Origin of the sequence: Pararhodobacter sp. CCB-MM2 (genome assembly GCF_001691415.1) — a bacterium.
Classification (GTDB): domain Bacteria; phylum Pseudomonadota; class Alphaproteobacteria; order Rhodobacterales; family Rhodobacteraceae; genus Pararhodobacter.
Genome location: NZ_LRRR01000002.1, coordinates 259,143 through 273,009, shown reverse-complemented (window position 1 = coordinate 273,009; position 13,867 = coordinate 259,143). Strand labels below are relative to the sequence as shown.

At 67.1% G+C, this 13,867-nt stretch carries 8 protein-coding genes; 4 read left to right on the top strand and 4 right to left on the bottom strand.

Going from position 1 to position 13,867, the window contains the following annotated elements:
* Positions 1-47 precede the first annotated feature (47 nt).
* From BCY78_RS04110 to BCY78_RS04100, 3 genes are read right to left on the bottom strand one after another with little or no spacing between them, the layout of a single operon-like run.
* Complete coding sequence (locus tag BCY78_RS04110) at positions 48-1,262, bottom strand: sensor histidine kinase (protein WP_139103078.1); 1,215 nt, start codon at positions 1,260-1,262, stop codon at positions 48-50.
* Between the two features lie 45 nt (positions 1,263-1,307).
* Positions 1,308-1,916, bottom strand: coding sequence for a hypothetical protein (locus BCY78_RS04105; protein WP_068298239.1), 609 nt, complete (start codon positions 1,914-1,916; stop codon positions 1,308-1,310).
* Positions 1,913-2,629 carry a response regulator transcription factor gene (locus BCY78_RS04100; RefSeq protein WP_083194808.1) on the bottom strand — a complete coding sequence of 239 codons (717 nt, stop codon included), beginning with the start codon at positions 2,627-2,629 and terminating at the stop codon, positions 1,913-1,915. The genes BCY78_RS04105 and BCY78_RS04100 overlap by 4 nt, the downstream gene beginning before the upstream one ends.
* A 457-nt stretch (positions 2,630-3,086) precedes the next feature.
* On the opposite strand from BCY78_RS04100, the gene BCY78_RS04095 reads away from it, so the two are divergent.
* A complete protein-coding gene (locus BCY78_RS04095) occupies positions 3,087-9,545 on the top strand; it encodes an Ig-like domain-containing protein (RefSeq protein WP_139103077.1) in 6,459 nt (2,152 codons plus the stop codon).
* Positions 9,546-9,652: 107 nt separating this feature from the next.
* Here BCY78_RS04095 and BCY78_RS04090 read toward each other — a convergent pair whose 3' ends face one another.
* Positions 9,653-10,957: an NtaA/DmoA family FMN-dependent monooxygenase gene (locus BCY78_RS04090; protein WP_068298229.1), complete on the bottom strand. Its 1,305-nt coding sequence runs from the start codon at positions 10,955-10,957 to the stop codon at positions 9,653-9,655.
* A gap of 109 nt (positions 10,958-11,066) precedes the next feature.
* Here BCY78_RS04090 and BCY78_RS04085 point away from each other — a divergent pair, with 109 nt between their 5' ends.
* Genes BCY78_RS04085 through BCY78_RS04075 form a run of 3 tightly spaced genes read left to right on the top strand, consistent with a single transcriptional unit; the run spans position 11,067 to position 13,866 of the window.
* A complete protein-coding gene (locus BCY78_RS04085) occupies positions 11,067-11,855 on the top strand; it encodes an ABC transporter ATP-binding protein (protein ID WP_199523103.1) in 789 nt (262 codons plus the stop codon).
* On the top strand, positions 11,852-12,847 hold the full coding sequence (locus tag BCY78_RS04080) for an iron ABC transporter permease (protein ID WP_139103076.1): 996 nt from the start codon (positions 11,852-11,854) through the stop codon (positions 12,845-12,847). The genes BCY78_RS04085 and BCY78_RS04080 overlap by 4 nt, the downstream gene beginning before the upstream one ends.
* Positions 12,847-13,866, top strand: coding sequence for an iron ABC transporter permease (locus BCY78_RS04075; protein ID WP_068298224.1), 1,020 nt, complete (start codon positions 12,847-12,849; stop codon positions 13,864-13,866). Before BCY78_RS04080 ends, BCY78_RS04075 begins: the two co-directional genes overlap by 1 nt.
* The last annotated feature ends 1 nt before the right edge of the window (position 13,867 follow it).

Here is a 13,867-nt window from a genome sequence, read left to right as displayed (position 1 = left end):
AACACCCCGCCTGCGTTTCGCATGTGCGGGCAACCCAAGGACGGCGGTCACCATTGCATCGCGACCGTCGTGCCGTCTGCCGAAGACACGATCTGCAGGTCGATGCCGATATCTCCGGCCCGTTGCCGCATGCCGCGCAGGCCAAAGCCCCCGTCTGATGTGGCGGCTTTGGTGTTGCCGTTGACGTCGAAGCCGATCCCGTTGTCCGAGATCCGGATCGCGCGGTCCTCGGAGGCGACGGTGACGATTGTGGCGCCCGAATGCTTCACGGCATTGGTGATCGCTTCCTGCACGATGCGCATCAGCGCCAGCACATCCGAGGGTGTCTGATCGTCCAGCCGCGTGTCGCCGTCCACCTGCCATTCGAACCGCGACTGATGCCGGACCAACAGAGGCTCCAACCTGTCGCGGATCATGCCGAGCATCACCGGGATGTCGTCCTCAATGCTCAGGCTGTCGATCATCAGGCCCATGTCGCGCAGGGCGTCCTCAATGGCATTCTGCAATACCGGGTCCCGCTGGCCTGAGTTCTCCATGTAGGCAAGCGTGTTGACCAGATGGCCGCCGATCCCGTCGTGCAGATCCAGCATGATGCGTTGGCGCTCTTGCAAAATGGTGCGCGTGCGGTCCTGCTGCGCGAGGGCGGCATAGCTGCGTTCCAGCTCGGCCGATTTCTGCGCGACCTGTTCGGTCAGCGAGGCGTTGAGGCGATCACGCTGTCGGCGCAGCTCGTCGAACCGTTGCAAGAGCGACCAGATCAGACCGATCAGCAAGATGGACATGCCCGCGGCGGCAAGCGGGACACGCACCCATCCGACCGGCCCGAAACCGTCGATCCAGCGCGTGGTGGCAAGCGCGACCGACAGGCTGAACAGGAGGAACAGGGTCACCGCAGGCCGCCGCCCGCCCCGTGCCGGCAAGGACAACAGCCAATCGAGCGTCAGGATCCCCATGACCCACATTCCGCCAAAGAAATATGGACCGGGGCTGTCGCCCAACACCGTTTTGGCCAGCCAGACAAGGACGAGGGTTGCGGCCATGACGCCGTGCATCAGCCGCAGGTAAAAACGGGTCGGGTCGCCGAAAAAGGTGTAGAGGAAGCGGAACAGAAAATAGACCAGTCCCAGCATCGACGCTTGGCACAACACTCCCCAGACGGGTTGCACGGGTGCGATGTTTGGGAAGGCCCATTCCGTGCCCAGAATTACCGCGGCGGCGCCTGTCAGGGTCAGCCAGCCGAAGCCCAAACTCTGCGGGCTCACCCGCCACAGGGCCAGGGACGCCAGCGTCAGGATGACGGAAATCCCTCAGTTCATCCGACTGGCCCCCGCCGTGAAAGCAAAGCGGATCTGCCATTCCATCTGCAACCGGTCGGCCGAGCCGATGTAGAACGGATGCAACAGCAGGCGCCCCTGATTTTCCCGGCGCAATTCGATGTCGATGGTGTTCGCGCCTGTCTGCAGAGACGGCGCGGGGAGGCCGATGTACAGCGGGTGGTTCCAATCATGCCAGATTGGCGCGTCGAGGCTGCGGGTCGGCGTCATGTCCACTCCGTTGACCCTGACATGAACCGCATCGATCGCCCGAGGGATCAGGATCGCCTGTCCCGCGTCCTGATCGTCAAGCTGAACGGTGGTGCTGAAGGTCACCACATCGTTCTCATCCCCGGCAACGGCGGCGGGCAGGGATACAGGTTCGGCCAGCCGGCAGACGCCCGGCGGCTGATGGCGGTCCCGCAGGCACATCTCGGCCGTGTTCACCCGTTGGGCCTCGCGGATATCCGGGTAAGGGATGACCTGCAGCAGCAGCACCAGAACGGCGACCCAGCTCACGACGGCCAGATGGCCCCACAGCCGTTGACCGAGTGTTCTCGGGTGGGCGATGTCCGCCCCGGTGGCCTCGGCGAAGTCGGTCAAAACAGGCCTAGCCGATTTGCCACGGCAACCGCCTCGGTGTTCGAACTGACCTCAAGCTTGCGGTAGACGTTGTTCACATGGGTGCCGACAGTGCCAAGGGTGATGTTGAGCTTGTCCGCGACCTCCTGCCGTTTGAACCCTCGGGCGATGAGGCGAAGGATATCCTGCTCGCGCGCGGTCAGGCTGATGCCGCTTGGCGCATCCTGCCCCCCCTGCTGCGCGGCCCCGCGCGGGACGAGGGCCAGAAGATAGCGGGCAATCTGCGGGCTGATCGGGCTGCCACCTTCCAGAACGGTGCGCAGGCGTCGGCCGATATCTTCCAGCCGGTCGTTCTTCAGCACATAGCCCTTGGCGCCGGCGCGGATGGCGTCGATCACCCGGGCCTCGTCACCAAACACCGTCACCACCAGCGCATCGCAGGCCCAGTCCGCAGCATCGGCAGCACGGATGATGTCCACGCCGGAGCCATCGGGCAGGCCCAGATCGACCAGCACCGCGCGGGGACGATGATGGGCCAGCGCCGCGAGCCCGTCCTGTCGCGTATGGGCGATGGCGCAGATCCGGAACTGGGGCAGCTGATCGACCGCACTCGCCAGACGCTTGGCCGTTTCCACCCTGTCCTCGACGATCAGGACATCGATGGAGGAGGACGCGCCGCTGCCCCGCACGCTGTCAGCCACGGCGGCATATGGATTGGGACGTCCTGGATTCATGCGTGGCACTCCAGCCATTGGCGTGGGCGATGTCGCGGCCCGCAGCGTCTCGCCGGGGCCCGATCTGATTGGCGTGATAACAGCCGCCGGCAGGGTCTGGCTACCGCGTTTGGTCCGCGGCCCTCCATGGATCCATGGAGGAAGCTGCAGATTTCTGCACAGGACAGGGGGCATCCGCGGAAACTCTCGGTCCTCGCCGGCCTGCAGCGGCCTGTGTTGCTTTCGCAACACTGCGCTGGAAACCCGCATCGTGACCGCCCCTTTTCGACGCACTCTCCATGGATCCGTGGATGGGCAGATGCAGGACCCTGCGGTACCCCAAGGCGAATTTGTTAACTTATGCGCTGCTTTACGCCTCTCGGCATCGCCGGACGTGAGCAGTCTCAAAGTCGTCAGGACCGCCATGACCAGCCTCGTTTCGCGTTTTGTATCGGGTCCCTTTTGGGCCCTCTGGCATGTGCTGGTCCTGGCGGCCGGAGCTGGTGGCGGGCGCTCCACGCCGGCCATGCGCGTCGGTCGCGCGCTGGCGATCCTGCTGGTCGCCGTGGCTGCGATGACATCGCCGGCCCTGGCGCAGGGCTGGACCTCTCCGTCGGTGAGTTATCAGTTCCTGCCGGATGGCGATTGCATTGCGGGCCCTTACGCCAACGAAACGAGCACGCTGCTCAGGTTCAGCTACACGGCCGAAAGCACCACAACCGATCCGTCTTCGAACCTGCTTTTTGGCTTCTGGAACAACACAGCATATTTCGGAGCCTATGCGACACACGCCAACCCTGGCCCCGGTTCGCTTCCCGTTCAGACCCACCAGGCCAATCTCCCGAACACCTTCCTGATCGATGGTGTCCTGTACGCGGGCCTGGTGGCGTCGCCTTGGAACAGCGGCCCGATCTGGAACACCTCCACCCGGCCGGACGGTCCCGCTGATCGGGTCGGCCCGGCCTACGGTGTTGCGGGCTATGTGGGCGTCGACATGACCACTGACCCGGATTGCACGCCGCCCGAGATTTCGGGGACGGTCTCTCCCGGAACCGCCGCATTGCCGGGTGCGCCGACCCTGGTGAATGGCGGAAGCTACGATCTGGGCAGCGTGCCTGCGGGCCAAGCGGCTTACGCCACGATCGACATCGACAACCTCGGCAGTGGCGCGCTGGACATCCAGGCGGTGTCGTCGGTGCCCGGAACCAACATTCAGTCCACGGCCATAAGCTTTTCGGATGCGGTGGTGAGCATCACCGTGACCCCGGCCGCACACGGTGCCTATTCGCGCAGCTACACCATCTGGTCGAACGATCCCTCCACACCATCGCTGGTTTTCACCCTTACCGGCACGGCAGTCGACGCCACGGCGCCCCGTGTCACCTCCATCCAGCGCTATGACCCGAGCAGCTCGCCGACGGGTGCCAACGTCGTCTCGTGGCGCGTGATCTACAGCGAGCCGGTCAGGAACATCGATGCCAGCGATTTCACCCTGAGCGGCACCACGGCGCTCCTTGGGGTCTCGGGCTTCGGGGCCGCCTATACCGTCACCGCCTCCGGAGGCGACCTCGCGACGCTGAACGGGACAGTGACCCTGTCGCATGCGGCCGGTCAGGATATCGCGGATGCCGGGGACAACGCGTTGGTCAACACGACGCCGACCGGCGCGAATGTGAACACCTTCGTGATCTCCAACACCCCGCCGATATTCTCCGCCTTGCTCTCGCCGTCGTCGATCGAGGTTCTGGAACGGGCCACGCTGACCCATACCGTCAACAACCAATACTCGGCGGACACGGCGTCCTCGCTGGATGTGACGGGCAATCTGCCGGCGGGCGTGCGGATCGCGTTCCCGGCGAATGCCGCGACGACCTGCACCGGCGGCGCGCTCACGGCCGCGGCCGGCACCAGCAGCTTCACCTATTCCGGGGGCTCTGTGACCGGCGGGGCAACCTGCACGGTCTCGTTTGATATCGAGTCTCAATCCGGCGGGAATTTCACCTATATCACCGGCGACCTGACCTCCAGTCTGGGCAATTCCGGTTCCGCCTCCATGCCGTTCACGGTGACCGCTGTTCCGCCGACGATCACGATCGCCCCCCTGACGGGGCCGACCAGTGGCACCTACAGTGCAACGATCACGCTGTCCAAGCCCAGCACCGACTTCACCGTCGATGACCTGACGCTGACCAACGCCACGGCGACCCTGTCCGGCTCGGGCACCGACTACACCGCGATCCTGACCCCTCTGGCGGATGGCCCGGTCGCGCTCTCGGTCGATGCCGCGCGCTTCACTGACGCCTCCGGCATCGCCAACGACGCCTCGAACGAAGTCACGGCGAGTTTCGACGGGACTAAGCCCACGGTGACGATCTCTGGCCTTCAGGCGTTTGTCGCGTCCGATTTCACGGCAACACTGACCTTTAGCGAGAATGTCACCGGCTTCACCGCCTCTGACGTCACGATCGGCAATGGCTCGGTCACTGGCTTCTCCGCATCGAGCGCCCGGGTCTACCGAGTGGATATCGCGCCGGGCTTGGAAGGTCCTTTGACGATCGACGTGGCCGCGGATGTCGCGCAGGACGGCGCCGGCAACGGCAATATCGCCGCCAGCCAAGTGAGCATCACGGTCGACCGAACGGGCCCGGTTGTCACGATCTCCTCGATCCCGACCCATGTGAATGCCCCCTTCGAGGTCACCTTCTCGTTCAACGAGCCTCTGGCGACGTTCAACTCCTCAGGTGTCTACGTCGTGAACGGTACCCGCAGCCCCGTTTTCTATAACGGAACGACGGCGCGCATGACGGTGACCCCCACCGATCAGGGCGCCGTGAATGTCGGGATGAACATCGGCACGGTCCGGGATGCGGCAGGCAACGACAATGAGTCGGCTAGCGCCTCGACCGTCTTCGATTCCATCGCGCCCACGGTGACACTCTCCACGCCTCCGGCGTTGGTCGCCGGCCCGTTCACCGTGACCGTCACCTTCAGCGAGCCGGAAGCGGGCCTCGTCGGGCCGGATCTGCTCATCGGCAATGGCACGGTGACCAGCTTTGCGTCCTCGGGCGTGGTGACTTACACGGCGGAGATCACGCCCACCGCCGATGGCCCGGTGACAATCGACCTGCCCGCTGGCCGGACCCGCGATTTCGCGGACAACCCGAATGCCGCGGCCGCCCAGGTCACCACGACCTTCGACGGCACCGCGCCCACCGTCGTGCTGTCCGCGCTGAGCGGCCCTGTGGCGGGTGTCTACACCACGACGGCCACGTTCAGCGAGGCTGTCACCGGGCTCGACGCGGCCGACCTCACCCTGGTCAACGCCAGCGCGACGATTGCCGGGAGCGGGTCGGTCTACACGATCACCCTGACGCCCGACGGCGACGGGGTGCTCAGCGTGCAGATCCCGGCGGATGTGGCGATGGATGCGGCGAGCAACGGCAACGCTGCCTCGAACCTCGTCACCACGACCTTCGACGGCACTGCGCCGACCGTTGTCCTGTCCGCACTGACCGGCCCGGTGGCGGGTGTCTACACCACGACGGCGACGTTCAGCGAGGCTGTCACCGGGCTCGACGCGGCCGACCTCACCCTGGTCAACGCCAGCGCCACGATTGCCGGCAGCGGGTCGGTCTACACGATCACCCTGACGCCGGATGGGGATGGCGCGCTCAGCGTGCAGATCCCGGCGGATGTGGCGATGGATGCGGCGAGCAACCTTAACGCTGCGTCGAACCTCGTCGCCGAGACCTTCGACGGCACCGCGCCGACGGTCACGCTGTCCGCACTGACCGGCCCGGTGGCGGGCGTCTACACCACGACGGCGACGTTCAGCGAGGATGTCACCGGGCTCGACGCGGCCGACCTCACCTTGATCAACGCGAGCGCGACGATTGCCGGCAGCGGGTCGGTCTACACAATCACCCTGACGCCCGGCGGGGATGGCGCGATCAGCGTACAGATCCCTTCGGACGTCGCGATGGATGCGGCGAGCAACCTCAACGCGGCCTCGAACCTCGTCGCCGAGACCTTCGACGGCACCGCGCCGACCGTTGTCCTGTCCGCACTGACCGGCCCCGTGGCGGGCGTCTACACCACGACGGCCACGTTCAGCGAGGATGTCACCGGGCTCGACGCCGCCGACCTCACCTTGGTCAATGCCAGCGCCACGATTGCCGGCAGCGGGTCGGTCTACACGATCACCCTGACGCCGGATGGGGATGGCGCGCTGAGCGTGCAGATCCCCGCGGACGTCGCGATGGATGACGCGAGCAACCTCAACGCGGCTTCGAACCTCGTCGCCGAGACCTTCGACGGCACCGCGCCGACGGTCACTTTGTCTGCGCTGAGCGGCCCCGTGGCGGGCGTCTACACCACGACGGCCACGTTCAGCGAGGATGTCACCGGGCTCGACGCGGCCGACCTCACCCTGGTCAACGCCAGCGCGACGATTGCCGGCAGCGGGTCGGTCTACACGATCACCCTGACCCCCGATGCGGATGGCGCGCTGAGCGTGCAGATCCCGGCGGATGTGGCGATGGATGCGGCGAGCAACGGCAACGCTGCCTCGAACCTCGTCACCACGACCTTCGACGGCACTGCGCCGACCGTTGTCCTGTCCGCACTGACCGGCCCGGTGGCGGGTGTCTACACCACGACGGCGACGTTCAGCGAGGCTGTCACCGGGCTCGACGCGGCCGACCTCACCCTGGTCAACGCCAGCGCCACGATTGCCGGCAGCGGGTCGGTCTACACGATCACCCTGACGCCGGATGGGGATGGCGCGCTCAGCGTGCAGATCCCGGCGGATGTCGCGATGGATGCGGCGAGCAACGGCAACGCGGCGTCGAACCTCGTCGCCGAGACTTTCGACGGCACTGCGCCCACCGTCGTGCTGTCCGCGCTGACCGGCCCTGTATCGGGCGTCTACACCACGACGGCGACGTTCAGCGAGGATGTCTCCGGGCTCGACGCGGCCGACCTCACCCTGGTTAACGCCAGCGCCACGATTGCCGGGAGCGGGTCGGTCTACACGATCACCTTGACCCCCGATGGGGATGGCGCGCTGAGCGTGCAGATCCCGGCGGACGTCGCGATGGATGCGGCGAGCAACGGCAACGCTGCGTCGAACCTCGTCGCCGAGACTTTCGACGGCACCGCGCCCACGGTCACGCTGTCCGCACTGACCGGCCCGGTGGCGGGCGTCTACACCACGACGGCCACGTTCAGCGAGGATGTCACGGGGCTCGACGCCGCCGATCTCACCCTGGTCAACGCCAGCGCGACGATTGCCGGAAGCGGGTCGGTCTATACGATCACCCTGACGCCGGACGCGGATGGCGCCCTCAGCGTTCAGATCCCGGCGGATGTGGCGATGGATGCGGTGAGCAACGGCAACGCTGCGTCGAACCTCGTCGCCGAGACCTTCGACGGCACTGCGCCCACTGTCACGCTGTCGGAGTTCACCGGCCCCACCGACGGCAGCTACACCGCGGTGATCACGCTCAGCGAGCCGTCGACCGACTTCACCCTCGCCGCCGTGCAGCTGGTCAACGCCAGCGCGACCCTGAGCGGTGCCGGGCAGACCTACACGCTGATCGTCACGCCGCTGGCGGATGGCCTCGTGTCCGCTCAGGTCACCGCCGGCAGCTTCACCGATGCGGCCGGCAATGCGAACGAGGAGGCCTCGAGCCTGATCTCCGTCGTGCACGACGGGGCGGCGCCGAGCGTGGTGTTGAACGGCGCGCCCGAGGCCTTCTCGGGGGCGGCCAGCTTCTCGGTCACGGTCGTGTTCTCCGAACCCGTCAGTGGCTTCGGCGCCGGGGGCATCGTGATCCAGAACGCGCGGGTCACCGGTGTCAGCGGCTCGGGCGATCTTTACACGGCTTCCATCCGGGCCGATGGCGGCGGTGATGTGACACTGCAGGTTGCGGCGGGTGCGGCCCAAGACCTGGCCGGAAATCCCAACCTCGCCTCCGAGGTGCTGCGCATCGAGAACCGGACGGTGGCCGAGACGCAGGGCCAGATTGCCCGGTTCATGCTGCACCGCGCGGATCAGCTGGTGTCGAACCAGCCGGGGCTAATCTGCCTCATGCAGGGCAGCTGCGGTGGCGGCTCTCTGGATGTCAGTTCCCGCGATGACGGCCTGACGTTCAGCCTGAGCACCATGTCGAGCGCGCTGACCGCTGACCTGCCGCTGTGGCTGCAGCTTCGGGGCTCGCGCAGCAACGATCCCATGGGGGATACTGAGTATCTGATCGGCAGCGCCGGCGCGCATTACCGGCTCAACGACAGGCTGTATCTGGGGATGATGCTGCAGTTCGACCATGTCGCCCGCAATGACGGCGCGGGCCGGATCGAGGGCAGCGGTTGGCTGGCGGGGCCTTATGTGGTCGGACGTCTGGCGGATCATCCGCTCTATTTCGAGGGGAGGCTGCTATGGGGCCAGACGCGCAACACGATCAGCCCCTTTGGCACCTATACGGACCGTTTCGACACCAACCGGATGCTGGCGATGGTGCGCGTCACCGGCGAGATCACCTGGCAGGATGTCACCCTGATGCCGACCGTCGCGGCCTCGCATACCACGGACCGGCAGCACGCCTATACGGACAGTCTGGGGAATGTGATCGGCGCGCAGGATATCGCCTTGTCGCGGGTGGAGCTTGGTCTCGACGCACGCTGGCCGATCTTGCTGGGTCAAAGCGCGTGGACGATGGAGAGCGGCATCACCGCGCTGCATACGCGCAGCTCGGGGAGTGGTCTGGCCTTGGCCAACAGCGCTGCGGTCGACGGCACACGGGCGCGGATTGATCTTGGCCTCCGGCATGTGACACGCTCGGGCGGTGAGTTCTCGATGAGCGGTTATTACGACGGGATCGGCCAGTCCAACTACGAAGGCTATGGCATGGAGATCGAGTATCGCCGCTCGTTCTGAGCGGCGCGCCTCGCCATGCAAAGAATGGACCTCGTCCATGGCAGCGGCAGGTAGGGTGGTCCGTGACCACCGTGCCTGCCGGCCCCCCTGCCTGTTGCGGGTAGTAGTCAGGCGCCAAACAGCGCCGCGAAACCGGTGGGTCGTTCTGCGTCACAGTCCCAAAGACTGGCCGGATCCGCCAGCGGCGCAATGACCTCGTCCAGCACCAGCTTCAGACACGCCACCGATCCGCCCGGGAAGGCGATGAAGCCGTCCGCTGCCTCTGTCGCTTGCCAATCCCGCACGGCGTCGATGGCATCGTCGGGCGTGCCGATCACCTGCCAATGCGGCGAGCCGATGGTCTCGGGTCGCTCCAGCAGGTCATCGAGACGCGGTCGGTCCCTCTCGATCATCCGCCGCAGCAGCAGCGCCGACGTCTGGCTGTGCAACCCCTCGGGCAGGGCAGGCAGGTCGGCGAGGGTGACCGCACGGTCGTCCGGCCAGTCGCTGAAATCCACGCCGGTCAGCAGCTTCAGCCGGGCCATGCGGCGGGCGCGGTCGGCGCCGCGATGGGTGGCATGGAACAGGTCTTGCGCTTCGGCTCGGCTGGAGGCCAGAAACAGGCTGAGCCCCGGCAACACTTTCGGCGCCTGCGCCCGCCCATGCCCCGCGGCGCGGCGCAGGATGTCACCGCGATAGGCCTGCGCGGCGTCCCGGTCCGGGGTTGCGGCAAAGACACCGTCGGCGATGCGGGCGGCGAAATCGCGCCCGATCTCTGATGCACCCGCCTGGAAAATCGGGATGCGCTTACCGGGCATGGCGGGCAGGCTCAACGGCCCCTCGACGCGAAAATGCGCGCCGTCGTGATCGACCGGGTGGATCTGCGTCTCGTCGAGGATCCGGCCCCCCTCGCGGTCCTGCAGCAGGGCCTCAGCCGGGAAGCTGTCCCAGAGCCGTGTCACCAGCGCGTGGAATTCCGCGGCCTTTTCATAGCGCTCCGCCCCCGAAGGCATGGTCTCAAGCCCGAAGTTGCGATGCCCGTCCAGCGCGGTGACCACGTTCCATCCGATGCGGCCGCCGCTGAGCCAGTTCAGCGACATCAGCATCCGGGCCACGTACCAAGGCGGCAGGAAGGTGGCCGAGATCGTCGTCAGCAGGTTGATCCGCGTCGTCGCGCCCGCCAGTGCCGTCATCAGCAGTGTCGGGTCCAGCCCGCCGGCCCCACCACCCGGACCATTGGCGAGGTTGGGGTGAAACAGCGTGTCGGGTCGGAACAGGAAATCCGCGCCGGCCGCCTCGGCCCGTTGGGCGAGGTCGCGGAAATAGGACAGGTCGAGAAGCTGCTCGATCCCGCTGTCGGGACGCCGCCACGCATGGCCGTTCAACCACGTCGGCGCGAGAGTCATGCCAATACAAAGCCGGGCAGAGGTCATCGGGCGCTCCTAATCCTTACTATTTCACTTGGCATTTACGAAAGCCCGCGCTATCCCGCAAGACGGAAAGCATTCTGATATGCGAAGCGAGACGGCAGGCGGGGCGAGCGTGCTTGAGGTAAGGGAATTGAGCGTGACGCTGGGCCGCCGCCCGGTCCTGCATCGGATCGACACCGGCTTCGCAGCGGGCGAGCTGACAGCCCTGCTGGGGCCAAACGGTTGCGGAAAATCGACCCTGCTGCGTGCGGTGATGGGGCTTGTGGAGACGACGTCCGGCATGGTGGCGCTGGAGGGTCGTCCTCTCGCCGGGATGAGCCGGCGCGAACGGGCGCGGCGGATCGCCTGGATGCCGCAGGAGACCACCTGCCCCGACTATCTGACACTGGCCGAGATGGTGGCGCTGGCCGGCCATTCCCGCCGCTCGCTTCTGTCAGGATTCCTGCCCTCGCAGGCTGCGGCGCAGGAACAGGCCTTCGCCCGCGCGCTGGAGACAGTCGGCCTGACCGAGCACGCCGCGCGCCCGGTGAACAGCCTCTCCGGTGGGCAGCGGCAACGGGCGTTCATCGCACTGGCGCTGGCACAGCAAGCCGACACGCTCATGCTGGACGAGCCCGTCAACCACCTTGACCCGCGCTATCAATACGCCATCCTCGCGTTGCTGCGCGATCTGGCGCATCGGCAGGGGCAACGCGTCGTCGTCGTGTTGCACGATCTCAACCTCGCCGGTGCCTTCGCCGACCGGCTGGTCATGCTGCGCGACGGTCACGTCATTGCACAGGGCCGACCGGCCGAGGTGCTGTCCTCCGAGCGGATCGCGCAGGCCTTCGATATGCAGGTCGAGATCCTGCCCCATGGCGCGCGCCTGCTGTGCGTTCCCGAAATCCCCGCCCATCCGTGACCCGCTTCGCCCTGCCCCTGTCGGCGCTGCTGTGCGCGATGAGTTTCGCCGCCTCGCTGGCCATCGGCAGCGAGGTCATGGGGCCGGGACTGGTGATCGGCGCCTTGGTGGCACCGGACCCGGACAGCCTCGATCACTTGATCCTGCTGACCCAGCGCCTGCCCCGGGCGCTGATGGCCTTGCAGATCGGCGCGGCCATGGCGGTGTCGGGCGTCGTGCTGCAAGGCTTGACGCGCAATCCGCTGGCCTCGCCCACCACCTTGGGGATCAACGCGGGCGCGGCCTTCGGGCTGGTCGCCGGGGCGCTGATCTTCGGCCTTGCGCCCCGCGCGCAGGGCTGGGCCGCCTTGGCCGGGGCGCTGGCCGGCCCCGCGCTGACCCTCGCCGTCGCCCGTAGCGTGGGCCTGTCGCGCGACCCGCGCGGCGCGGCGCTGATCCTGTCGGGCGCGCTGGTCGCGATGTTGTTGGGCGGTTTGGTGCAGGCGCTGCTGCTGGCCGAGCCCTTGCGACGTCAGGAATTCCTCGCCTGGATCACCGGCAATGTGAACCACGCCCATGTCGCGCGGCTGGCGGATACCGGCTGGATCACGGCCTTGGCGCTGCTGATGCTCTGGAGCCTGTCACGGCCGCTGTCCCTGATCCTGCTGGGCCCCGAGAAAGCGGCTTCGGCCGGGGTCAATGTGCCCCTCGTCACGCGCTTGGCACTGGCGGGCGTTGCCGTGGCCGCCGGTTCGGCGGTGGCGGTCAGCGGGCCGATCGCGTTCCTCGGGCTGGTCGTGCCGCATCTGGCGCGCGCCATGGCCGGGGCCTCTCTGCCACGGCTGGTGCCGGTCGCGGCTTTGCTGGACGCAAGCCTGTGCCTGTTGGCCGACCTTGTGGCACGGCGCGCTTTCCTGCCCTTTGTCACCCATACCGGCGTGGTTCTGGACCTGCTGGGCGGGTTGGTTTTCGTGCTGATCGTCCACCGGCTGTACCTGCGGAGAGCAGCGTGATGCGGCGGGGGTTGGACGGCCATCGGCGGCTCGGCACTGTGCGGGTGATCGACCTCTCGGCCGGGCTGGGCTTGACGGTGGCGGCGCTGGTGCTGGCGCTCGCTTCGGTCACGTTGGGCCACCAATCGCTGCCCCTGTCCGCCCTGCTTGGCCCCTTGAGCGACGACCAGAGCTTCGCCCTGTGGGAAGTCCGCCTGCCCCGCGTGGTGATGGGGGCAATGGCCGGGTTCGCGGTCGCCCTGTCCGGCGCGCTGTTGCAGGGCATGGTGCGCAATCCGCTGGCGGATCCGGGCCTTCTGGGTCTCTCCCAAGGCGCGATGTTGGTGCTGCTTCTGTGCCTCGTCCTTGCGCCCGGTCTTCCAGCCGGTTGGATCACGCCGATGGCCGTCTGCGGCGGCATGGCGGTGGCGGGATTGCTGATGGCACTGGCCGGACGGGCCGAGGGTCTGGGCCTGTTGTTGCTGGGGCTGGGGATGGAAAGCACCCTGTCCTCGGCGGCGACGATCCTGATGCTCTATGCCCCGCCCGAGGCCTCGACGATGTTGGCGCAATGGATGGCGGGATCGCTGTTTCGCGCCAGTTGGGACAGCATCGCCACCTTCGGGCCTTGGGCCGCACTGGCCCTGCCCGCGCTGGTCATGCTGGGACCGGGCCTGTCGGTGCTGGTTCTGGGCGACGAGCGCGCCGCGACCCTTGGCCTGCCGGTGCCGCTGCTGCGGTTGGGGGTGATGCTGGCCGCGGTCAGCCTCAGCGCGGCGGCGCTGCAATGGGTCGGACCGCTGGCTTTCCTCGGCGTGATGGCGCCGAACCTTGCGGGTGCGATGACCGGCGCGTCAGGGCGGGCACGGCTGACGCTGGCGGGGCTGACCGGCAGCGTGCTGGTGCTGGGGGCCGATGTCCTCTCGCGCGGGTTGGAGCCGGGGTTGGTCATGTCGATCGGGCTGACCCTGTCCGTCGTCGGCGTGCCCGCCTTCCTCATCCTTCTGCGGCTGCGCCAATTCGCCGCCGCGCGTTCCTGAA